Source organism: Microvirga sp. GCM10011540 (assembly GCF_042650665.1).
GTDB lineage: Bacteria > Pseudomonadota > Alphaproteobacteria > Rhizobiales > Beijerinckiaceae > Microvirga > Microvirga lenta.
The window spans coordinates 17,489-39,704 of sequence record NZ_JBHSBQ010000142.1 but is presented as its reverse complement, the minus strand read 5'-3'; the positions used below and the strand labels follow the sequence as shown (position 1 = coordinate 39,704).

General features: G+C 59.4%; 19 protein-coding genes. 6 read left to right on the top strand and 13 right to left on the bottom strand.

What is annotated here, in order from left to right; translation table 11 throughout:
- Positions 1-65: 65 nt before the first annotated feature.
- The 4 genes from ACFOYU_RS23915 to ACFOYU_RS23900 form a co-directional block, all read right to left on the bottom strand.
- Entirely contained in the window at positions 66-824 is a 759-nt protein-coding gene (locus tag ACFOYU_RS23915) for a Clp1/GlmU family protein (RefSeq protein WP_377035488.1), read from the bottom strand.
- A gap of 136 nt (positions 825-960) precedes the next feature.
- A complete protein-coding gene (locus tag ACFOYU_RS23910) occupies positions 961-2,844 on the bottom strand; it encodes a TRAP transporter permease (RefSeq protein WP_377035487.1) in 1,884 nt (627 codons plus the stop codon).
- 98 nt (positions 2,845-2,942) lie between these two features.
- A complete protein-coding gene (locus ACFOYU_RS23905; protein WP_377035486.1) occupies positions 2,943-3,890 on the bottom strand; it encodes a TAXI family TRAP transporter solute-binding subunit in 948 nt (315 codons plus the stop codon).
- A gap of 49 nt (positions 3,891-3,939) precedes the next feature.
- Complete coding sequence (locus tag ACFOYU_RS23900) at positions 3,940-5,022, bottom strand: Ldh family oxidoreductase (RefSeq protein ID WP_377035485.1); 1,083 nt, start codon at positions 5,020-5,022, stop codon at positions 3,940-3,942.
- A 333-nt stretch (positions 5,023-5,355) separates the two neighbouring features.
- Between ACFOYU_RS23900 and ACFOYU_RS23895 the strand changes: the two genes are divergently transcribed.
- Entirely contained in the window at positions 5,356-6,120 is a 765-nt protein-coding gene (locus ACFOYU_RS23895; protein ID WP_226741507.1) for an HpcH/HpaI aldolase/citrate lyase family protein, read from the top strand.
- 93 nt (positions 6,121-6,213) lie between these two features.
- Here the strand turns inward: ACFOYU_RS23895 and ACFOYU_RS23890 are convergent, their stop codons facing one another.
- From ACFOYU_RS23890 to ACFOYU_RS23875, 4 genes are all read right to left on the bottom strand, one after another.
- Positions 6,214-7,065, bottom strand: coding sequence for a PCC domain-containing protein (locus tag ACFOYU_RS23890; RefSeq protein ID WP_377035484.1), 852 nt, complete (start codon positions 7,063-7,065; stop codon positions 6,214-6,216).
- 61 nt (positions 7,066-7,126) lie between these two features.
- Entirely contained in the window at positions 7,127-7,930 is an 804-nt protein-coding gene (locus ACFOYU_RS23885; protein WP_226741505.1) for an SDR family NAD(P)-dependent oxidoreductase, read from the bottom strand.
- Positions 7,931-8,130: 200 nt separating this feature from the next.
- A complete protein-coding gene (locus tag ACFOYU_RS23880) occupies positions 8,131-9,141 on the bottom strand; it encodes a TRAP transporter substrate-binding protein (protein ID WP_377035483.1) in 1,011 nt (336 codons plus the stop codon).
- A 46-nt stretch (positions 9,142-9,187) separates the two neighbouring features.
- Positions 9,188-11,056 carry a TRAP transporter large permease subunit gene (locus tag ACFOYU_RS23875; RefSeq protein ID WP_377035482.1) on the bottom strand — a complete coding sequence of 623 codons (1,869 nt, stop codon included), beginning with the start codon at positions 11,054-11,056 and terminating at the stop codon, positions 9,188-9,190.
- Positions 11,057-11,444: 388 nt separating this feature from the next.
- Between ACFOYU_RS23875 and ACFOYU_RS23870 the strand changes: the two genes are divergently transcribed.
- On the top strand, positions 11,445-12,293 hold the full coding sequence (locus tag ACFOYU_RS23870; RefSeq protein ID WP_377035481.1) for an IclR family transcriptional regulator: 849 nt from the start codon (positions 11,445-11,447) through the stop codon (positions 12,291-12,293).
- A gap of 4 nt (positions 12,294-12,297) precedes the next feature.
- On the top strand, positions 12,298-13,929 hold the full coding sequence (locus ACFOYU_RS23865; protein WP_377035480.1) for an acyl-CoA synthetase: 1,632 nt from the start codon (positions 12,298-12,300) through the stop codon (positions 13,927-13,929).
- An 89-nt stretch (positions 13,930-14,018) separates the two neighbouring features.
- On the opposite strand, the gene ACFOYU_RS23860 is transcribed toward ACFOYU_RS23865, so the two are convergent.
- Positions 14,019-15,529 (bottom strand): transposase gene (locus ACFOYU_RS23860; RefSeq protein WP_377035561.1). Its coding sequence is split into 2 segments (ribosomal slippage): positions 14,019-14,647 and positions 14,647-15,529, totalling 1,512 coding nucleotides; the frame shifts between segments, so codons are not numbered across the junction.
- A 71-nt stretch (positions 15,530-15,600) separates the two neighbouring features.
- Here ACFOYU_RS23860 and ACFOYU_RS23855 point away from each other — a divergent pair.
- Complete coding sequence (locus tag ACFOYU_RS23855) at positions 15,601-17,289, top strand: acyl-CoA synthetase (protein ID WP_377035560.1); 1,689 nt, start codon at positions 15,601-15,603, stop codon at positions 17,287-17,289.
- A 79-nt stretch (positions 17,290-17,368) separates the two neighbouring features.
- Here the strand turns inward: ACFOYU_RS23855 and ACFOYU_RS23850 are convergent, their stop codons facing one another.
- Positions 17,369-18,169 carry an enoyl-CoA hydratase gene (locus ACFOYU_RS23850; protein ID WP_377035479.1) on the bottom strand — a complete coding sequence of 267 codons (801 nt, stop codon included), beginning with the start codon at positions 18,167-18,169 and terminating at the stop codon, positions 17,369-17,371.
- Positions 18,170-18,428: 259 nt separating this feature from the next.
- Here ACFOYU_RS23850 and ACFOYU_RS23845 point away from each other — a divergent pair, with 259 nt between their 5' ends.
- Complete coding sequence (locus ACFOYU_RS23845; protein ID WP_377035478.1) at positions 18,429-19,001, top strand: peroxidase-related enzyme; 573 nt, start codon at positions 18,429-18,431, stop codon at positions 18,999-19,001.
- 56 nt (positions 19,002-19,057) lie between these two features.
- Here the strand turns inward: ACFOYU_RS23845 and ACFOYU_RS23840 are convergent, their stop codons facing one another.
- Positions 19,058-19,795 carry a GGDEF domain-containing protein gene (locus ACFOYU_RS23840; RefSeq protein ID WP_377035477.1) on the bottom strand — a complete coding sequence of 246 codons (738 nt, stop codon included), beginning with the start codon at positions 19,793-19,795 and terminating at the stop codon, positions 19,058-19,060.
- Positions 19,796-20,177: 382 nt separating this feature from the next.
- On the opposite strand from ACFOYU_RS23840, the gene ACFOYU_RS23835 reads away from it, so the two are divergent.
- Positions 20,178-20,399, top strand: coding sequence for a hypothetical protein (locus ACFOYU_RS23835; protein ID WP_226741497.1), 222 nt, complete (start codon positions 20,178-20,180; stop codon positions 20,397-20,399).
- A gap of 38 nt (positions 20,400-20,437) precedes the next feature.
- Here the strand turns inward: ACFOYU_RS23835 and ACFOYU_RS23830 are convergent, their stop codons facing one another.
- Together ACFOYU_RS23830 and ACFOYU_RS23825 are read right to left on the bottom strand one after the other, a co-directional pair.
- The gene (locus ACFOYU_RS23830; RefSeq protein WP_377035476.1) at positions 20,438-21,028 is read right to left on the bottom strand and encodes an intradiol ring-cleavage dioxygenase; all 591 of its coding nucleotides are present in this window, start codon (positions 21,026-21,028) and stop codon (positions 20,438-20,440) included.
- Positions 21,029-21,118: 90 nt separating this feature from the next.
- On the bottom strand, positions 21,119-22,165 hold the full coding sequence (locus tag ACFOYU_RS23825; protein ID WP_377035475.1) for a DUF808 domain-containing protein: 1,047 nt from the start codon (positions 22,163-22,165) through the stop codon (positions 21,119-21,121).
- Between the last annotated feature and the right edge of the window lie 51 nt (positions 22,166-22,216).

Below are 22,216 nucleotides of genomic sequence, written 5' to 3'. Positions count from 1 at the left end.
TAGTCGCTTGAATGATTAGTGCGGAGACGCACGGTTGAGCGCGCGACCGGACTGCACGAACAGCTCTATAAGGCCACTGCCAAGGTGTTCTCAGAGAAGTCTTCGCCAAGCAGAAGATTGCCCCGGCGTAGCTGCACAACCGCACTCACGTCGATAGGAGTTAGGCAAGTCACGGTTCGCGCCTGAGCATCGAATGCCGTTACGATACCTAGCCCCAAATCCTCACCGGCATCGTCGGAAAGACCGATCAATAATCTGTTCCGCAGCAACAGATCGGAATCCTCGGGACTGCCGAGCGCGACCTTCGATAGATCGAAGAGCGTCTCCTTGGAGTCCTGGAAATAGGACCGAAAGGCATGGCGTCGGGCCGCACGACGTTGACCCTCTGGTTTGCGACGGGCATGAGGCGATGGAGGCAGTTCGACAACCTGCGTGTGACTGATCCAATCCAGTTCGAGAGCGCGGACCTCTCCGATAAGGACCAGCAGGTCTGGCTCCAAGGCTTTGACTTTCTCTGCTTTTAGACGGAGGCCCGGGCCGTGGACGAGGCCGCCGGTGTTAATGACGAGGGGTCCACTGGAGACTTTTGTGCTGAGGCGTCTTATTCCGTTTATGAGACCTCGCCAGCCTCGAAGCGGATCAGTCGTCCCGACGAAGGCCAATCCTGATAAGCCGATAGCTCCTTCTGGTAGTGCACTTCCCAAGGTAACGCAGGCTGGGGGGCCGATCATCTTCTGCCCCAGATCGGCATCAAGCAGGCTCGCCTCCTGTCGAGTATCACACATTGCTTTCAGGAGCAGGCCGCAAAACGTACTCTTGCCCACATCCGCGGGACCGAACACGAAAACGCGAGATGCTGCGAGGTCAGCGATGCGGAGCGCCGCATCAGACCAAGGGCGCGGAACCTCAGGATGAGCGCCCCATCCTTCATCTGCACCATGCTCGGAATTCAATGGATGACTACGACGTTCCAGGCTCCTTCACTCCTAGTGGATTCATGATCTTGCGACTTCTGGTGAGCTGGCTGAGAATAACGGTTCCGGCAAATGTTGCACCGGCAACGTCCGTAAGAATGCCAGGTTTGATGAGGCAGAAAGCGGCAGCGACAAGAAACACCCGTTCCCAGACATTCGCAGTCTGTAGAAGGTAGCCGTGCAGGCCGGCCGCCAGCAAGAGCGCCCCGGCTGCAGCCGTTACCGTTGCAGTGACGATCAAGGGCCAATCGCCGATCATGAGCAAAGCAGGCTCATAAACAAACATAAACGGGACGATAAAGCCTGCTGCACCGATCTTGACTGAGGCCACGCCGCTCTTCCACAGGTCCGCCTTTGCGAGGCCCGCTGCCGCGAATGTAGCCAACGCGACAGGCGGAGTGATGGCCGAAAGAATGGCGAAGTAGAAAGCAAACATATGCGCGGCTGGCTCAACAACACCGAGCTTGATAAGCGCCGGCACGAGGAGAGCCGTCATGATGATGTATGCCGGTGTCGTGGGCATGCCCATGCCAAGAACGATTCCGGCGAACATGGTCAGAACGAGAGCCAGCAGCAATGTACTTTGAGCGAGATGAAGGACGACCTGGGTGAAGACGATTCCTGCTCCAGTGAGCGAGACGATCCCAATGATGATGCCTGCGCACGCGCAAGCGAGTGCGACGGGCAATGCATTTCGGGCCCCATCGATCATCGCCTCCACGACATTGCGCAGGGTCACGTTCTGGCGGGTCGAGGCGCGCAGTGCTGCCACCGGGAAACAGGCGAGAGTGCCGGCGAGCGCGGCCATAGGTGCGCTGTAACCCGAGTACATGATGAAGAGGATCGTCAGGACAGGAATGAACAGATGGCCGCGCTCGCGCAGCACGGTGCCTAAGCGGGGCAGGTCAGAGCGCGGCATACCTGCCAGTCCCAAGCGCTTGGCTTCGAAATGAACCGCTCCGAAACATGCAAGATAGTACAGCACCGCGGGAATTAGAGCCCAGATGACCACCTGGCCATAGGAGACTTGCATGAACTCGGCCATGACGAAGGCCGCAGCTCCCATGATGGGCGGCATGATCTGCCCCCCGGTTGAAGCCACGGCCTCGACGCCGGCTGCAAAGTGGGGCCGGAAGCCGGTCCGCTTCATGAGAGGGATGGAAATGGGTCCATCCACCATGACATTGGCGACCGCAGAGCCTGAGATGGTGCCGAACAGGCTCGAACTGACGACGGACACCTTTCCCGGCCCGCCGGCAGTATGCCCGGTCAGGCTCATGGCGAAATCCATGAACAACTGTCCCGTTCCAGTTCTCTCCATGAACGAACCGAACAGAACGAAAATCATGACATAGGATGCGGAAACCCCGAGCGGCATCCCGAAGATGCCCTCCGTCGTCATGTAGAGCTGGTCGAGCAGACGCATCGGTTCGACACCGACATAGACGATTCCATAAGCCAGGAACACCAAAGCGGTGATAGGAAGCGCCCATCCGATGAGGCGCCTTGTCGCCTCCAGGATCATGACGACGAGGAGAGTTCCCATCGCCATGTCGAGCCAGGTCAGGTCATCGATGTAGTAGATGCGATTGACGACGTAGTCGTAGAACACAAAAAGATAGAGAACGGGCGAGACGGCTAGAGCGAGCAAGCCATAATCCCAGACGGAGGGCGGCTGCCCCTCATGGGTCTGACTGCGCCGAACGACCAGAAAAGTGAGCGTCAGCGCGAACAGCAGGTGAGTGCCTCGAAAGATGATCGCCTCCGGCGTACCGGACACGATAACCCACATGTGATAAGCGGCCATGGCTACGCCGATAATTCCGGCGGCCCAGCGAACGATGCTACCGTGCGTCAGATACTGGTTCATAGAAGCGGTCTCGCGTGCTCAGGTCTCAAACGCCTTGGAGAGCCGTCCCCCTCACCGAAGCAGCGAGGGGAACGGCGAGCTTCTCTCAGCCCCCCTCGTCAGGAGCTCTTAGCCTGCACGGAGATACCCTGCTCCTTGTAGAACTTGGCAGCCCCTGGGTGGAAGGGCACTCCAACATCTTCAGCCATTTCCTTAGGCGTCAATCCGGATATCGCCTTGCTGGTGGCTGCCAGAGAGGAGACATTGTCCGCGACGGCCTTGGTCATCTTGTAAACGACATCCTCAGGCAAACCGCAGGATGCGACGAGGTGCGTGGCATAGCCGATCACCTTCACGTCGCTGTCCTGTTTCGGGTAGGTATTCTTCGGGACAGTCACGAGGGTGTACCCTGGATTCATCTTCTTCATCTCGGGCAGACTGCCGGACAGATCCAGAAGCTTCACGTCTCGAGCCGAGGCCAGATCCATCACGGCGCCGGAAGGTATGGCCGTTCCGAGCGTGAAGGCCTGAGCATGTCCATCCTTCATTTGCTCGACCGAGTCGGTGTACGAAACGTAGCTGACCTTCACGTCGTCGTAGCTCATTCCGTGAGCCTTAAGGAGCTGCTGGGTAATCAGCTCGCCAGTATTGCCGCGCGGCTGCGTCGTTATGGCTTTTCCTTTGAGGTCGGTGACCTTCTCGATTCCCGAATTGGCCGGTACGAGCATCTGGAAATACTGGGGGTAAAGGGTTGCGACGTTGCACACATTGGTGTGCGGCTTGTTGAACGGTGCGTTGCCCGCCAGTCCGTCAACGGTCGAGATCGAGTTTCCGAACCCGACATCGGCCTTGCCTTCCTCGATACCACGGACGTTTGCGATGCCCGCCCCAGGCAGAGGTTGCACGTTCGTGCCTGGAATGGCCTGTTCCCAGATTTCCTTCAATTGGCCGCCTAGCGGCACCCACACACCACCCTGCGGCCCTGTCATCAGTTTCAGGTCAGCAGCCTGTGCGCCAAGAGCAATCATTGAGGCCGTGGTGGCAGCCAGCATCGTGCGTAACATCATCGTTTCCTCCATGTCATTGTCCCGCAACGGATCGAGCCGTCACGGCCTTTCATTCTGCTGGCTGGGCCAACAGAAAGTCTGCGCCGCATTCGCGAGCGATGGCCGCAACGGCCTGAACCAGCGAATGAGGAACGGGCACGCCCTCGCGTGAGCGCCGCTCGAAGGTTTCGTGCTCCGGGTCACCTGGAACTCTCACGGGCTCATCAGGATCAGCGGGGTGTGTTGCGTGAAGACAATCGATGAAGGCATCGAGGTCATCCAGGAACGCTCCGGGCTCACGGAAAGCATCCGGATGAAGGGCCATATGAAAATGTCCAACGTCAAAGCGCTCGGCATCAGGGGCGCGAAGCGGTGCATAGCTTGCGCCAGGCAGAAGGGTCGACAGCACCTCCACCATTGCCGCAAGGCCATAACCTTTGTGTCCGCCCATCGTCCGTGAACCACCGAGGGGCGTCATCAGACGGTCCAGAAGCGCCTGGGACGGATCCTCTTGGGGTTGCCCATGAGCATCCAAGGCCCATCCTTCGGGCAGCCGCCTTCCTTCGCGCGCGGCAAGTTTCAGTTTGCCGATGGCTATCGTGCTCGTCGCCATATCGAGAAGGAAAGGCCTGTTGTGTCGCCCGGGCGCCGCAAAGGCGAGAGGATTTGTGCCAAGCCTTGGCTCACGCCCGAAAATGGGAACAATGGATGGTTTGTAAACGGCGGACGTGGAGAGCCCTATAAGGCCTCTCTCCGCAGCGCGGAGAGCATAAACTCCCGCAGCGCCATAGTGATTCGAGTTGCGCACCCCGACCGCGCCGATCCCAAAGGCATGGGCCTTCTCAATGGCAAGGTCCATGGCGCGAACGGACGGAACTTGGCCGAACCCGCCGCCTCCATCGATCACCGCGATCGCGCCGAAGGAGCGATCGATCCCGATCTTAGCCCGAGGCTCCAAGCGGCCGGTTCGGATCAGCTCATCGTAGAGGGGCAGTAAAGTAATACCGTGGCTATCGATCCCCATCAGATCGGCTCGTGTAAGCACCTCAGCCGTAATGTCTGCATCTGCCTCCGGCAGCCCCCAAGCTTCGAAAACCAGCGCCATTTGCTGCTGCAGGAGCTTTGCGGGAACCGTGAGGTGCTTCTGGGTCAACGCGCTAACCCACCTGCCCCACTGCCCTATAGGGCGGGGAAGAAAGCGCGTTCCAAGCGGCCGGGGACCGTTGCTGTCCCATAGGGTACTCCTATGATCGTCGGTGTCCGCGAGTTACCGCAAGCGTTCCACCCCAATAGAAACTTGTCAAGTTGAGCTCTCATCTACCCATACTTTGGGAAGGCAATACCTTTTCACTTTATGGCATAAGTCATTCCCGATGGATGACACCAGCGAACCCAGCGGAAGGCTGACTCGGGACCTCAAATGACTGGTCGCCTCCAGCCTGTAGATGCTATCCAACAGAGCTGTAGCCGGAGGGAGCCTCAAACCATGGAAATACCTGCGAATGCCTTCAAGCGCGCGATTGCCGATCAGCAGCGCCAGATTGGACTGTGGAGCTCCTCCGGGAGCGTTGCCGCGGTCGAAATGCTGGGCCATGCAGGTTATGACTGGATCCTACTGGATACGGAGCATACCCCGAGCGAACTCCCCGACATCATTGCTCAGATGCGAGTTCTTGTTGGCTGCACCGCCGAAGCAGTGGTGCGGCCGGCTTGGAACGACCCGGTCCTCATCAAACGCTTCCTCGATGCGGGCGCGCAGTCCCTGCTCATCCCATTCGTCCAGAATGAAGAGGAGGCAGAAAGAGCCGTGAGGGCGATCCGCTACCCGCCACACGGCATTCGGGGCGTTTCAGTCAGTTCACGAGCCAACCGCTACGGCAGAGTGACTGAATATTTCCGTCGCGTACACGACGAATTGTGCCTTCTCGTGCAACTTGAGACCGGTGCCGCTCTCGATCGTCTCGAAGCCATTGCAGCAGTCGATGGAATTGACGGCATCTTCGTTGGCCCATCCGATCTCGCGGCGGATTTGGGCCATCTCGGCAACCCGGGGCACAAGGACGTTCAGACGGCCATTCGGACAGCAGTGGACAAGTGCCGACGCCTCGGCAAGCCGGCCGGCATTCTAGCGCCAGTCGAAGAGGATGCTAAGCGCTATCTGGAATGGGGCTTCACGTTTGTTGCTGTCGGCGCCGATATGGGTCTTCTGCGCAAGGCTGCTGACGAACTGGTCACACGTTTCAGGGAATAGGGCTCGAGTTGGGCCAGCGACATCCGGAGCCGAAGCGTCCCAGTGCTGGCTCCGGACAATCTGGTCCGTTGTAGGATTGCGGGAGCCTTCGGGTTACGCGGGCGCAATCACGAGTTCGAAGGTGACACATACGGGATTGTCCCCGCGGACAAGTTCTCCTGAGTGAATGTTCCCCCCCATATCGACAACATCGACCTCAAGTCTCGCTTCGAGGTGGCCGTCACTGTCCTTCACCGCCCCTCGGCGGATCAGAACCTCCGTGGCATGAGATGTGATAGAGGTTCCATCGGTGAACCGGACCTCGTTCAGGCTCCCGATGCCATATACGGTCGCGGGCCCGATATCGCACGTGGAACAAATCTCCTCGATCGCGAGACTAATATCTTCGTTTGGGCGCACCTTGGCGAGGATTGCCCGAACATAGGAATTGCCTGAGCCGGCTCCAGTCACCTGTACCGGCTCAAAAAGTATGAAGTTCGTCTCGCCGTCGGGCATGGCCTCGAAAGTCGCCGTCCTCAATCCGATTCCGCTGACATCGATCGGTTCTGCGGCAAACGTCTCGGGCGCGAGCATGTGCCCCATCCGGAGACCTTCGCGAGTGCTCCATACCCCATGGCAGTGGATGAATGGACCACCGTCGCGGATGCCCACGATGGCACAGGCACGGTGAATGGCCACGACGCCGTCGGGTTGAAAGGTATCACTGTACCAAGCCGCGTGGCGACCGTCAGGCGACGCTGCCGGCATCACATATTTGAACGGCTCACACTTTCCTCCCACGAAGGCTACGAAGCCGCCGATACAGCCGGATGCACGGAACCCTTCAGAGATCGCCTCGTCGATCCTGCGCCCTTGCTGCAGAGTGAAGCGCATCGGGATGGCTTCTCCTGGGACAGCCATCATGCGCTCTGCCGCAATGGGACCGGGATGAATGATCTGCCTCATTACCTTCCACTCCTGCCGCTGTTGTTCTTCATGCGCATTATGCGACACCGGATCCGACTGCTCAGCGGAACTCCGATACGGCGCAACTTTGTCCGCCGTCCACCGGGAGGCATACACCGGTAATGAACTGGGCCTCGTCGGAGGCAAGGAAGACGGCCGCATTCGCGATGTCCCAAGCCGTTCCCATTTTGCCGACCGGAACCAACGCATTGCGCGCAGCGACCATCTCCTCGGTCGAGGCGTATTGCCCGGAAATTTGTTTGTAGATCAAGGGAGTGTCGATGAGGCCGGGCATGATGCAATTAGCCCGTATTCCACGTCGTGCGTATTGCATTGCGAGCGCGACGGTCGCCTGATTAACAGCGGCCTTGGCAGCATAATAGGCAAAGTAGGGATAGCCGGTCCAGCGGATCGCCGCGAGCGACGATATATTGATGATGACGCCGTTCCCCTGCCGCAGCATATGCGGAATGACGGCCTTCGCGGAACGATAGACCGATCCGATGTTCAAATCGAGCGATGCTGCGAATTGCTCCTCGCCAAGCTCCACCGGGCCACCCATGTGAGTTGCCCCAACATTGTTATGAAGAATGTCGATCCGCCCGAAACGTGCGATTGCTTCTGCGACAGCACCTTCGATTGAGCTGCTATCTGTCACGTCCGCCGCGACCGCAATGGCAGTTCCGCCCTCCCCCCTGATGATACCGGCCGTTTCTTCCGCCGCTGCCTGAGCGAGATCGCCGCATACAACCTGCGCCCCCTCTCGGGCGTAGGCAACCGCTGCCGCCTTGCCGTTGCCCCACCCTGGTCCCGAGGACCCTGCTCCAAAAACGATTGCCGTTTTCCCCTTCAGGCGATCGACCATCTTTTCTCCTGGGTGCAGGCTGCAAAGCGCGATGCGACGATGTTGACTGAAAGAGGTGACACCGTGCGGGAAGCCTCAGAACGGACAGCAAGCCTTACTGGCCTGCCGCCAAGGCACTAACTCGTTCCGGTTCAGTAGGGTAGTCAATCTGACAGCGGATGCCGGCCGACAGCCAATTGCCAACGGCCGGCCAGGTTGGATCAACTCAGGCTACCGCCAACTGACTTCTCAAGGATGGCCCAAGCCTCATCGCCGTATTTTTTCTTCCATTCGGCGTAAAAGCCTGCACTTCGAAGCGCTTCGCGGAAGGGTCCAGCCTCGGGCTCGTTGAAAACCATACCCTTGGAGACAAGCTCATCCTTGAGGCTGGCATTCAACTTAGCGACGTCTGCACGTTCCGCGACAGCCGCCGCGTTCATATGTTTTGCGACGACAGCTCGAAGATCTTCCGGCAGTCGCTCCCAGGCGCGGCGGTTGGCCAGGAACCAAAAGCCGTCCCACATATGATTCGTAACCGAACAGTACTTCTGCACCTCATACAACTTCGCCGTTGAAATGATTGCGAGCGGATTCTCCTGACCGTCGACGACCTTTGTCTGCAGCGCCGTGTACACTTCGGCGAAGTTGATGCTGGCGGGGGCAGAACCGAAAGCCGTGAACATCGACGTCCAAAGAGGACTGACCGGAACGCGGATCTTGAAGCCCTTGAGATCATCAGGAGTCTGGATCGGCTTGTTCGAGCTGGTGATCTGCCGAAAGCCATTGTCCCAGATCTTGTCCATGACGACCAGATTTGCCTTGGCAATCTGACCCCGCACATATGCACCGAGTTCGCCGTCCATCGCCTTCCAGACAGCATCGTAGTTAGGGAAGGCAAAGCCAATGCCGCTCAAGGAAGCGTTCGGCACGAGTGTCGAGAGGATCAGGGGGGACAGCGTGAAGAACTCGACGCCGCCCGATCTGACCTGGCTCAGCATATCCGTATCGGAGCCAAGTTGGTTGTTGGGGAAGATCTGGATTTCCACTCTTCCGCCGGTCTCCTGCTTGATCTTGTCTGCGGCCTCCTTCGCACGCAGGTTCATTGGGTGGGTCACCGGCAGGTTGTTGGCATATTTGTACGTATACTCGGCTGCTTGAGCGCGAGCCCCGAAGCTGCCCGCGACAGCCACCGAGGCAGCTCCCTGCAGCATCGTCCGACGTGAAATGATCATGTTTCTCTCCCTCATGGTTGTTATGTTGAAAGGCATCTTCCACGGGTCATAGGAAGGCAGTCGAGATGGCAGGGATGCTGGCTATCAGCACGAGCCCGACGAGAAGAGCGACGATGTACGGCCAAATCGCACCCATTGCCTCATCGGGAGAAACGCCGCCGATCTTGCACGCAATGTAGAATCCGATCCCGATCGGAGGCGTCATGAGGCCGATGTTCATGGCAGTCACAACCACCATGGCATAATGAACATCGTTGATGCCGAGGTTCTTGGCGATAGGGAACATGAGAGGTGCCATGAGCACGATGGCCGGCAGCCCCTCGAGCACACAACCCAGGATCAGGAAGACCACGACAGTAACGGCCATGAAACTCATCCATCCGCCTGGAAGGGTGGTCATCACGGCTGCGAGCTGTTGGGCGAAACCGGTTTGGGTGAGGGCCCACGCCATAGCGAGGGCCGTTCCCAGGATCAGTAGAATGGCACCGCTCAATGCGGCTGTCTCAACCAGCATGCCGTAGAATTTGCGCCAGCCGATACCGCCATAGAGGAAGATCCCGACGAGGAGTGCATAGAGCACTGCGATGGTCGAGACCTCTGTCGCCGTTGCAATCCCGCCGCCGACGGCACTACGAATAAGGAAAGGCAGGACGAGTGCAGGCGCAGCGATGAGCATCGTGCGCCCAATGGTCGACAGAGGCGCGCGTCTGACCCCTGCCAGACTCTCTCGCGCTGCTTTCCAGCGTGCGAGGATCGCGAGAACCAGCAGCAGAACCATTGCCACGACGAAACCGCTCGTGAACAAGCCCGCGATGGACACACCGGCGACAGAACCTAGGACGATCAGGACGATGCTGGGCGGTACGGTATCTGCCATTGCGGCGCCCGTTGCCAGAAGTGCGATCATTTCCCTCGGCCTGTGGCCTCGCCTTTTCATCTCCGGGAACAGCGCCGGGGCGACGGTCGCCATATCGGAGACCTTGGAGCCCGATATGCCCGATACGAGGAATAAAGAGCCAAGGAGAACGTACGACATTCCTGCCCGGACATGCCCCAGCAGGGAGGCCAGAAAATCGACGATGGCCTTGCCCATGCCCGTCGCATCCAGCACACAACCGAGCAGCACGAAGATAGGCACAGAGAGAAGGATGATACTCGACATGCCTTCATCGATCCGCCCGATCATAACGAAGATCGGAACCCTGGTGCTGAAGGCGAGGAATGCAAGCGTGCCGATGCCGAAACAGAAGGCGATCGGAACCCCCATTGCAAGGCAGACGGCGACGACACCGACCAGAAAGATGAGGATGTTGATGTGGCCGAGCCTCAGAAGTGTGGGGGAAAGCAGCCAAAATGCTCCGGCGACCGCTGCAATCAGCAACGACGCCACGAGAATGTCGCGCATCCTGGACGTCCTGACCACATAGGACAGAACGAGCAGCAGCATCGTAAAAAAGCCGAAGGCAATTGCCGATACGCGAAAGCTGTTGGGAATGTTCAGCGCTGCCGATGTGACATACCACTCCTCCATCACGTACTCGATCGCCGGCTGCAGCATGACGAGCAAAAATGTAGCCATGCCCAGCGAGGCAAGAGTCTGGATGAATCCCTGAGCTTTCTCAGGAAACATTCCAAGGAAGAGGGTCAGTCTGAGGTGCTCGTTCCTATCGATGGCGATGGCGGAGCCAAGCATTGCGAGCCACAGAAAGGAGATGGAGGCGACCTCGTCGATCCAGATGACCGGAATGGAGAAAATATAGCGGGATGCGACGCCGCCGAGGAGCAGAACGACAATCAGCGACAGGAGCAATGCCGATACCACCTCAATTGGCCGTATCAGCAGCGATCCAACGCGACCCTGCGCGGCGGCCTCTTCGGAGCTCGACACCGAGATGGCGTCACCAATGGCGGCCATGTTTCTCTCCTAGCCTGGGCAATCTTCTCACGGCAGCCAGGTGAACAAACCTGCTGCGAGGAATGATCAGTCCCGCAAGTGAGGAAAAAAGGACAGGCCGGACCGCATGTCGGACCCGGTGTTGCCACCGATCAGCAAGATCGGCTCCGATACATCTGCTTTAGTAGAGCAGAAACTCGAATACCGGCCGCTCGCATCAAACATCCCGATCCTCCCTCTGATCGCATGGCGAATGAGGCCACGTTTGGGTCCACTTTGTGGATCTTCGTCTTTATGTTTGCGAGAAAAGATACACGTCTGCTAGGTCATTGCAATATATTGCCGGTCAATTTAGGCTATGAAATGAGACTTACAGGTCCATGATATGGACCATTCCTCGGTCAGCATCATGAAAAATGCTCAACCCACGACCCATGACCCATCTGGTTCACAAAGCGTGGATCGGGCGTTGCGATTGCTGGCACTGGTAGGGCGCGGGGCTGAGCGCGGAACGGGCTTGAGCGACATCGTCGAAGGAAGCGGCCTCAACAAGCCTACGGCGAGACGCCTTCTTCTTGCCCTCATGCGCGCCGGGCTCATCGAGCAGGAGGCGTACACAAAGCGTTACTTCCTGGGAGAGGAGGCCTACGTTCTCGGCACTCTCGCATCCCGTCGCCATGGATTGCTTGAGCTCTCGCTGGAGAGTCTGCGCAATCTCTCCAAGGCCACCAACGACACCAGCTTTCTATCTGTCAGACGCGAGAACTACGCGGTGTGCCTCCATCGGGAGGAAGGTTCCTATCCGGTTCGGTCCCATGCTCTCCTCACAGGCGATCAGCATCCCCTTGGGATCGGAGCGGGATCGCTTGCAATTCTGGCCGCATTACCCGACGGCGATATCGAGAATGTTCTTTCGGCAAACCAGAAAGTGCTCGATGCGCAGTATCCCGGCTTCTCCTCAAAGGAGGTTCGCCTAGGCGTCGCCGAGACACGTGAGCGCGGATACTCCCTGAACCCTGGTCTTATTGTCGCCGGATCCTGGGGCATTGGCGTCGCCATAAACTTCCCGGACGGAAGGGTCGCCGGCGCGCTCAGCCTGGCCGCGATCGATAGCCGGGTCTCCGCTGAACGGCAGCCCGAGCTTGTCCGCCATCTGCGCCTCGAGAAGGAACGTATCGAAGCCAAGCTCCACAGGATGTTCGCCCCTACTCCGAAACGAAGCATGGACCCTGAGAGATCTCGCGCCTGGAATGGATAGAACGATGACCACCCCTGAGCCGCTGGGCGGGATAGTGCCTGTTTCAAGACGGGTTATGAATCTTTCCTATTTTCTCCGCCAAACGGCGCGGCGACATGGCAGAGAAATCGGTTTCGTATGGGGCGATTTGGCACTGACTTGGGCCGAGATCGATCAGCGCGCCGACGCCATGGCCGTGGCTTTAGCGGCAAGAGGAATCGGGAAAGGAGATCGGGTGCTGGTTCAGTCAAAGAACTGCAACCAGATGTTCGAGTCCATGTTCGCATGCTTTCGGATCGGCGCAGTCTGGGTGCCGACGAATTTTCGACAAACCCCGAGCGAGGTTGCCTATCTGGCAGAGGCGAGCGGAGCCTCCGCCATGATCTGCCACTGCGACTTTCCCGAACATGCAATCGCCGCTCGTGAGGCAGCGGCGGGCATTCGGTTCGTCCTTTCCATAGGTCGGTCGGACTTCGGGGATGATTACGACGAGGTGGTTGCGCGGCATGCCGGGCAACAGGCTCCGACAGCCGAAGTGCAGCATGACGACCCATGCTGGTTCTTCTTTACCTCCGGAACGACCGGTCGCCCGAAAGCAGCTGTCCTGACCCACGGCCAGATGGCGTTCGTGATCACGAACCATCTTTGCGACCTGATGCCTGGCACAACGCACGAAGATGCCTCTCTGGTCGTGGCTCCGCTCTCGCATGGAGCAGGCGTCCACCAACTCGTTCAGGTAGCGCGAGGTGCCAAGACAGTCCTCCTCTCGGGCGACCGCTTCGACATCGATGAGGCGTGGTCATTGGTAGCCCGGTGGCGGATTACGAACATGTTCACCGTTCCAACGATCGTGAGGTTGCTGACCGAGCACCCATCCGTCGATAAGCACGACCACTCTTCATTGCGTTACGTCATCTACGCCGGCGCCCCGATGTATCGGGAGGATCAAAAGCACGCGTTGAAGAAGCTCGGCAAGGTTCTGGTTCAATATTTCGGCCTGGGGGAGGTCACGGGCAACATCACCGTCCTGCCCCCTGCCCTTCATGAGCCTGAAGACGGCTTTGGCACCAGAATCGGAACCTGCGGCTATGAGCGCACGGGGATGCAGGTCTCCATTCAAAACGACGAAGGGCGCGAGGTACCACATGGGATGACGGGCGAGATCTGCGTTTGCGGCCCTGCGGTATTCGCCGGCTACTACAACAATCCGGAGGCCAACGAGAAGGCGTTTAGAAATGGCTGGTTCAGGACAGGCGACCTGGGTCACATGGACGACGAGGGCTTTCTCTATATTACCGGTCGCGCCTCCGACATGTACATATCCGGCGGCTCAAACGTCTACCCTCGCGAAATCGAGGAGAAGCTGCTCACCCACCCTGCGGTCGCGGAGGCGGCAGTTCTAGGCGTACCCGATAAGGTTTGGGGAGAGGTGGGTGTGGCCGTCTGCGTTATGCGGTCCGAGGCCGTTTCGAACGAGCACGAACTCCTGACCTGGCTGGACGGCAAGGTTGCCCGTTACAAGCTTCCCAAGCGGGTCTTCTTTTGGGAGGAGCTGCCGAAATCCGCTTACGGCAAAATCACGAAAAAGAACATTCGGGCAGAGCTTGAAGCCCGAGGAGATTTGCCGCTTGACCAACATATCGAAGCATCAGCCTAGCAGAACTGGATACCGCCAGGGAGCAGATCCTCTCGCACCGGAGACACCGCTGTGATCGACAATGTCTACAGTAAAGACTTGGAAAAAAACTAGGACGGCAAAGCTAACTGGCAGGCCTGCTGTTCGAGAGCCGCCAGGTAAGCGACGGGATCATGTCGAAAGCGGGTGCGCAGGGTTCGCGCCCGGCGGCCTCTTTCCAGGTGTTGGCGCAAGCTCCTCCAGTGCTCCCGGTTCGCGGCGCCCAGGTCTCGTGCCGTCGGAGCCTGCACGCGCGTCGCGGTCGCGGCGAGCAGCCGGACCGAGCCGCGCAGCACCGCACCAGGGGCTGCGGTCTTGCGCCCAGTCGCACGCCGCTCGTGATAGCGCTGGGAGCCGAACAGCTGTTCGAGATCGTTGTTGGTGCGCGGCAGGTCCGGCACCGCATAGGTGTGGAACAATCCAGGTCGATAGCTGCGCGTCACCTTCAGGAAATGATCGAAAGCGATGGCCAGCGTCCCGGCTTTGCGGCGATGCCGCTGCATCGCACCCAGCACCCCGTTCACCCGCCGCCGCACCATCGCGGCGCTCTCCTCGTGCGGGTTGCCAAGCCAATGCGCCACGGCGTGCACGAACCGGTAGGCGTATTCGACGTCCGGCCACAAGGCGGCCGTGCGCTCCAGCGCCCGAGTGATCATCTGGTGCAGGCGCGTGAGCGCCGGCGCGAAGCCCCCTTTTGCGGCACCCGGTCCAGGCTGCCGGCTACCGTCTCCAGCCGTTGCTTCAGTTTGAGCCCCGCGGCCGCGAGTGGTGCCCGGCCGTCATCGGTGATCGCGCTGCGGACAGCCGCACAATAGCCCTGTACGATGGCGGCTTCGGGGTCCTCCCGCTCCTCCACGGCGCGTTCGATCCCACGGATGCCGCGGACCTGCTTCTTGAGCTCCTTCTTGGCGTGCCGGTCGGCCTCGACGATCGGATGCGCCGCCTCGCGCAGGAAGTGGAACTGACACAGCTGATGCGGCACGCCCGGCAGCACCTGGGCAACCGCCTGGCGGATGGAGGTCTGGCCGTCGCTGATCACGCCCACGACCGGCACCCCCACTGCGGCCACTGCCTCGCGCAGCAGCCCCGCCAGATCCTGGGCCCGGCCGGAGAGCAGGCTGCGGGCCAGCACGATGGTGCCGGACAGGCAGTCGCGGATGACCCACAGCACCTCATGGCCGACATCCGGCTGCACGCCGTCCAGGGCCAGAATGACCCGCCCCTGCCGGGCCAGGAGCCTCTGCAAGGGGCGGCGCTCCATCAGCCGGGTGGCAAGCAGCTCGTCGTAGCGGTCGAGCAGGTTGGTGACGCTGCGCTCGGCAATGGCGACGCCGCGGCCGGTGAGCACCGCGTGGATCTCGGGCACGCTGCGATGCTCGCGGTGGCGCAAGGCTCCGATGAGGGCGATGACGTCCAGTCCGAACTCGTGCTGGGGCAGCGCCAACCTGCCCTCGGCCTCGGGCCGGTACGGCTTGTGGAAGCGGGCGCAGCCGATGGTCTCGCACCAGCGGATCTTGAGCCGCAAGCGCACCGAGCCGGTCAGGGTCACAAGGGTGCGGTGGTTCTCGTAGCGGATGCGCATCGGCAATCCGCAGGCCGGGCACAGCCGACAGGCGGGCCGCAGCACCCGCTCGCGCTCCGGCGGCTGGCGCCCTGAGAGTCTGGTCATCCCGCACCTCCCATCAGGTACAGAAGACCCCCACCACCACATTCTACCAGACAGTCAGCTTTGCCGTCCTAGAAAAAAATCCGGCGAACTTCCAGCCTCTGACGCCACTCACTTTCTTGGAGAGAGCGGCTTGTGTGCATCCGGAACGGATCGCGATCATTCACGGCCCCTTGAGACGGAATTACCGCGACTTCTATGCCCGCACCCGCCGACTTGCCTCTGCATTGGCCCGCAGAGGCATTGGGCGTGGGGATACGGTCTCGGTCGTACTCCCCAATACACCCGCCATGCTCGAATGCCACTATGGTGTTCCGATGGCAGGAGCGGTTCTCAATACTCTCAACACGCGCCTCGATGCGCGGGTCATCGCCTTCTCCCTTGAGCACAGCGGCGCCAAAGTATTGATAACAGACCGGGAATACTCCTCTGTTGTGAACGCCGCCCTGGAGCATTTGGCCGTCAGGCCGCTGGTCATCGACTACGACGACCCTGAATTCACAGGTTCTGGCAAGCGCCTGGGAGCAATGGAGTATGAGGAATTCCTGGCCGAGGGCGATCCTGAGTTCTCGTGGATTCCACCTCAGGACGAGTGGGACGCTATTGCGCTCAACTACACCTCCGGAACCACCGGGGATCCCAAAGGTGTCGTTTATCACCATCGCGGTGCCTATCTGCTCGCCATGGGAAACATCATCACGAGCAGCATGGGCCAGCACCCGGTTTACCTCTGGACCCTCCCCATGTTCCACTGCAATGGCTGGTGCTTTCCATGGTCGCTTTCGATCGTTGCAGGCACCCATGTCTGCCTGCGCGCGGTGAGAGCGAAGCCCATGTATGACGCCATAGCCGATCATGGGGTAACACATCTGTGCGGTGCTCCCATCGTGATGTCGACCCTGCTCAACGCCCCTTCCAACGAGAAGCGCACGCCTCGCCAGGCGGTTCGGTTCATGACGGCCGCGGCGCCTCCACCCGAAGCGGTGCTGGCCGCAATGCAGAAGGCAGGTTTCGATGTGACCCACCTTTACGGATTGACGGAGGTTTACGGACCGGCTGTGGTCAATGAGTGGCATCAGGACTGGGATGACCTCCCCGCGGCAGAGTACGCTGCACGCAAGGCCCGCCAAGGTGTGCGCTATCCCGTTCTCGAAACTCTGGACGTCCTCGATCCTGAAACTATGCAGCCCGTGCCTGCCGATGGGATCACGCTCGGCGAGGTGATGTTCCGCGGCAACGTGGTGATGAAGGGTTACCTAAAGAACCCGGCCGCCACGGCCAAGGCATTCGAGGGTGGTTGGTTTCACTCCGGCGACCTCGGCGTTAAGTACCCGGATGGGTACATCCAACTGAAGGATCGGTCCAAGGACATCATCATCTCCGGTGGCGAGAACATCTCGTCCATCGAAGTGGAGGATGCTCTCTACAAGCACCCTGCCGTTCAGGCAGCTGCAGTGGTCGCTATGCCGGATGAAAAATGGGGCGAGACCCCTTGCGCCTTCATCGAACTCAAGCCGGAAGAGGCCGTCTCCGCAGAGGACATCATCGCGTGGTGCAGACAGCATCTTGCACCATTCAAGTGCCCCCGCAACGTGGTGTTCACCGAGCTCCCGAAGACCTCCACCGGAAAAATCCAGAAATTTCGCCTGCGGGAAATGGCGAGGGCGAGACCTTGAATGTGTGGCCCTTGGAGAAGATGCCGACCTGGTAGTCCGAAACAGGCAGGTGACGAACCGGCGAGACATCCAAGACTTTTCAATGCCCTTTCCAGATAGGCTTGCGCTTCTCGATGAAGGCGTCAATTCCCTCGGCAGCGTCCTCGGCCATCATGTTGCATGCCATGATGTTACCGGCATAGCGGTATGCCTCCTCGAGGCTCATTGCGCGCTGCTGGCCAAACATAGCCTTTCCGGTTCGTATGGCGACCGGACTCTTCGAACAGATTTCATCGGTAAGAGTCGCAACGGCGGCATTCAGCTCAGCATCCGGAACGACGGTACTGACAAGACCGCTCGAGAGAGCTTCGTCGGCGCTGATGAAGCGTCCGGTGACCAGCATGTCGAAAGCTCGCTTCGGAGGAATATTGCGGGAGAGAGCAACGGCAGGCGTCGAGCAGAACAACCCGACATTTATGCCGGAAACGGCAAATGTCGCACTCCTCGCAGCAACCGCGAGATCACAGGACGCCACCAGCTGACACCCGGCCGCGGTGGCCATTCCCTGCACCTTCGCAATAACCGGCACAGGCAGATTGACGATGTCCTGCATGACCCGGCTGCATTTCGCGAACAAGGTCTCGTAATAATCCTGGCTGGGATTGGCACGCATCTGCTTCAGATCATGCCCAGCGCAGAATGCCCGGCCGGCGGCGGCAATGACGACGCAACGGACGCGCTCATCGGATGCAATCTCGTCCAGCGCGGTCTGCAGTGCCGAGAGCACTTCTTCCGAAAGAGCATTGAACTGCGCCGGCCGATTAAGCGTCAGCACGACAACGCCCCCGTCATCCTTGCGCAGCAGAACATCCTCATGTGTGGCCAAGGGCGATGTATCCATGATCCATTTTCCTCCAGCTTCGCAGCCTTCGATCGCAGCCCGTCCGGCCGGCATCGGCTACTCTATTCTCTATGTCAAAGGCGCTTGAAATTCACGAGATTCCAAGCACTCCTGAGGACGTTAGAGCACGTTTCGTCCGAGGTCCAAGTGAGCTATGATAGTATGAAACATGGTCGCGGTGCCATATTCTAGGCCGGGTCGTTCCTAACAGCCAAGGTTTCGCGGTGTTCCCTCGAGCTATCCATTGGGAGAAATCATCTTGACGTCCAGTCCGGTCAGTCGATTTACGGTTCCCGCTATCGCCGAACTCCCAGACGACATTCGTGAACGGATTCTTGCAGTTCAACAAAAGTCCGGCTTCGTACCGAATGTCTTTCTGGTCCTTGCTCGTCGTCCTGACGAGTTCCGAGCCTTCTTTGCCTATCACGACGCACTCATGGAGAAACCCGGCAATCTGTCCAAGGCCGAGCGTGAAATGATCGTCGTCGCGACGAGCGGCGCAAACCAGTGTCAGTACTGCGTTGTAGCCCACGGTGCGATATTGCGGATAAGGGCGAAGGATCCTCTGATCGCGGATCAGGTCGCTATCAATTATCGAAAGGCTGACATCACGGACAGGCAGAAGGCGATGCTCGACTTTGCCATGAAGGTGGCGCTCGAGGCCTACGCCGTAGGGGATGCGGAAATCGAAGCGCTGAAATCCCACGGATTCACTGAGGAGGATGCCTGGGACATCGCTGCAATTGCAGCCTTTTTTGCCATGTCGAACCGGCTTGCGAATGTCACCAGCATGCGGCCGAATCCAGAATTCTATGGATTGGGGCGAGGCTGATCGTCATCGAGAAACGAGGTGAGCCGACTCCGTGAGACGAACGTTAGGCTACTCGATCAACAGAGGTTCGCTTCCGCAGCAATCCTATAGACAGAGCGCAGTTCCGTTCGAGCTGCCTCTTTGGCGGCATAAAGCGCCTTGTCGGCCTTCTCGAACAGCTCCTGGGGAGTTCTGCCGTCCTGTGGATAGTACGCTATTCCAATGGAAACGCCGGTAGTGACGGAATGCCCGCCGACGTTCATCGGCTGATCGATGGCACGAATGATATTCTCGGCAATGTGCCTGGCCGCCCCGGAGCCCGCATTGGCGTCGAAAAGTCCGTATGCGATAAGAGCGAACTCATCTCCACCGAGGCGGCTCAATATATCACCTTTGCGCGTGCTGAACCGTAGCCGCTGCGAGACGATCTTGAGAACTCGGTCTCCCACCGGATGGCCCAGCCTGTCATTGATCTGCTTGAAATGATTCAGATCGAGCAAGATCAGGGCCGCCGCTTCGCCCTCTGCGGTCAGAGCAGACAGGCTTTCATCGAACACAATCCGATTGCCAAGTTCCGTCAGATGATCCCGGCGCGCCTGAGACTCGGCCTCGACCGCGCGTTTCTCGGCCTCTGCAAGCCTCGTCATCTCACGACGGAGATCGCGCAGTCTTCGCAAGCCGAAGATCCACAGACATCCGCACAGAAAGGCTCCCAGGAGCGTCGATTCGTAGAGATCGATGCGCTTGTCGGACCGTAGCTCGCCTTCGAGAGCACTCACGATCTGGATCTCATAAGCCACCCAGGCGAGAATCATGAATGCCGATACGACGACAAAGAGATCCTGAGCAGTTCGCCTCCGGTTCCACCGGTGGTGTTTGACGCCCGCTGCCAACTTAGAAGGGGAACACATTTTCACTGCACGAAGTCTGTTGCACCGGTCTGCTTCACATGCTGTTCGACATGGCCCTCATGTCGAACAGCATGTGAAGTGTGCCTGCCCTCGTTTGACACTACAACCTTGTGCTGTTTGGAAGATTAATGGAGAATCTTATCAATCTGCGAGCTACGCTGCCGATTTGGAATCTACGATCAGCCTGCAGATACGCGGCGCCCGTTCACCATGACCTCACTCTGACAGTTCTCCCAGGCGGAGCCTTTCGCTAGGGTGCGCCCACACCAATCTCAGGGAGGCATCCATGTGGGCACCAGTTGTGGTGATGTTATACGCGCTGAATGGTCCAACCGCTCTTGTCGTGGGCGATGAGATTCACAAGACCAAGGAGGCGTGCGAGGCGGCTGTTGCCAAGGCTGTTCCCGACCAGCTGGACCAGGAGGGTAAGGCTTCGTACGAACAGGGATACCGCCATTTCGTCTGTGTACGCATCACGGGCTCGGATATCTTTCAGAAGGTGCAATAGCCCGGCTCTCAGAAATTGCACTCACGCCCCTTCGACCCTCAGACGATGAAGTCGTACCGCCCGAACCTACCGTCGGCTGCTTTCTGGAGTCGGAGCAGCAATCGTTCGTCGAACAATCGGTCCCTTCGGTTCAGCGCCTCATCCGGAAAGTAGAGCTGCGTGGTGAGGATACGATCTCCAGGCCTCTGAACTTTGAAATGATAGTGCCGGGTCCGCCCTGGATAGGCGGCGGGAACAATGGTCGAGAACCACCAGCGCCCTCTCTCGTCGGCATAATGGAAGCCCCGGAACCGGTAACCGGCATTGTCATATGCCCCAGTGCTGTCCGCATGCCAGACCTGTACAAGCGCCCCCGGTATCGGCCGGCAAGCGGTGTCGAGAACGAAGCCTGCGATGATGATGGATTCCGCCACAGGAGAGTGAGACACCAGATCGTGCCTCAGGGGTGCATCAGGCTTGAAATACGGCCCCTCGGTCTGCGCTGTCGTAAGCTCATGCTCATCATCGCAGGCGGGCGTTCGCGGCAATGACAACTGCTCCCCTTGGGCAAGGCTGGGAACATCTCCCAAGACCGAAAGGGCGGGGGCTGCGAGAAAAGCGGTCAAGATCGTGCGGCGGGTCGGTGACATGATGCGACTCCATTCCGACATGCTGTGCTGCATTATTGCGCAGCGAGAGGCTTTATCCAAGCTCAGCCGTATAAGCCAAGGTCGCAGCCGTTAGGCCGCTTTCCTCTGCAGCCTTCTCCGGACGGGCATGACCACATACTGCAGGACCGGGATGATGGCGGCCCCGACCAGAAGGCCGAAGAGGCCTGAGCCGGCTGCGGAAACGAGCCACTCCACGGCTCCTTGCACGGCCGGAAGAGCATGAGCGGCGGCCTCGGCCATGGAATGGATGACGTGCCCGAACGCTGGGAGGCCATATTCTTCCAGGCCGTGGACGATGATGCCGCCGCCGACCCACACCATTGCTGCAGTTCCCACGACGCCGAGGACCTTGAGAAACACCGGCATTCCCAGCACCAGACCTCGGCCCAGCCCTTGTGTCAGAGGCGCCGTCATGCGATCGGCGTAGGATCGAGAAGAGCTCTCCAGCCCTCGCGGCGGCATCCCCAGCAGGCTGGAGACCGGCCGACTGTTACCGGCAAGCGCGACCCCAGCGTCGTCCGCCTTCACGATCAGAGCGACGCCGCCGTACACCAGCGCCGTGATCCCCGCGCCGACGACGGCTAACACCAGAGCCTGCATCCAGAAAGGGGCTTCGGGAACCGTCGCCAAGGTGATCGCCATGATCTCAGCGGAGAGAATGAAATCCGTCTTGATCGCGCCCCTGACCTTTTCATCCTCGAACTTCTGCGGGTTCGGGTCCACCGCCGCGACCGCCTTCTCATGCTCGTGGGCATGATGGGGCCAAAGCGCTTCGTAGACCTTTTCCGTTCCTTCGTAGCAAAGGTACGCTCCACCGAACATCAGCAACGGGGTGATGGCCCAAGGCGCGAGCAGACTCAGCACGAGGGCTGCCGGCAAAAGATACAGCAGCTTGTTCTTTAGCGAGCCGAGGGCGATCTTGCCGACGATCGGTAATTCACGCGCCGCGGTAAAGCCCACAACATAGCGGGGCGTAACGGCAGCGTCGTCTATGACGACACCCGCTGCCTTGGCTCCAGCCCTTGTGGCCTGTGCGGTGATATCGTCCAAGGAGGCTGCTGCGACCTTCGCCAGACCGGCGATGTCATCCAGCAACGCAATCAAGCCTACGCTCATGAGCGCCCCCGTCGGATCAAAGTCGAAACATAGCCCAAGCCGCAGGAGCAG

Coding starts and splice junctions, on each gene's coding strand:
- ACFOYU_RS23885 (WP_226741505.1), bottom strand. CDS start 7,930: ATGGTCGATCGCCTGAAGGGGAAAACGGCAATCGTTTTTGGAGCAGGG.
- ACFOYU_RS23830 (WP_377035476.1), bottom strand. CDS start 21,028: ATGTCACCGACCCGCCGCACGATCTTGACCGCTTTTCTCGCAGCCCCC.
- ACFOYU_RS23825 (WP_377035475.1), bottom strand. CDS start 22,165: ATGAGCGTAGGCTTGATTGCGTTGCTGGATGACATCGCCGGTCTGGCG.
- ACFOYU_RS23835 (WP_226741497.1), top strand. CDS start 20,178: ATGTGGGCACCAGTTGTGGTGATGTTATACGCGCTGAATGGTCCAACC.
- ACFOYU_RS23875 (WP_377035482.1), bottom strand. CDS start 11,056: ATGGCCGCCATTGGTGACGCCATCTCGGTGTCGAGCTCCGAAGAGGCC.
- ACFOYU_RS23905 (WP_377035486.1), bottom strand. CDS start 3,890: ATGATGTTACGCACGATGCTGGCTGCCACCACGGCCTCAATGATTGCT.
- ACFOYU_RS23870 (WP_377035481.1), top strand. CDS start 11,445: ATGAAAAATGCTCAACCCACGACCCATGACCCATCTGGTTCACAAAGC.
- ACFOYU_RS23850 (WP_377035479.1), bottom strand. CDS start 18,169: ATGGATACATCGCCCTTGGCCACACATGAGGATGTTCTGCTGCGCAAG.
- ACFOYU_RS23890 (WP_377035484.1), bottom strand. CDS start 7,065: ATGAGGCAGATCATTCATCCCGGTCCCATTGCGGCAGAGCGCATGATG.
- ACFOYU_RS23865 (WP_377035480.1), top strand. CDS start 12,298: ATGACCACCCCTGAGCCGCTGGGCGGGATAGTGCCTGTTTCAAGACGG.
- ACFOYU_RS23895 (WP_226741507.1), top strand. CDS start 5,356: ATGGAAATACCTGCGAATGCCTTCAAGCGCGCGATTGCCGATCAGCAG.
- ACFOYU_RS23910 (WP_377035487.1), bottom strand. CDS start 2,844: ATGAACCAGTATCTGACGCACGGTAGCATCGTTCGCTGGGCCGCCGGA.
- ACFOYU_RS23840 (WP_377035477.1), bottom strand. CDS start 19,795: ATGATTCTCGCCTGGGTGGCTTATGAGATCCAGATCGTGAGTGCTCTC.
- ACFOYU_RS23880 (WP_377035483.1), bottom strand. CDS start 9,141: ATGATCATTTCACGTCGGACGATGCTGCAGGGAGCTGCCTCGGTGGCT.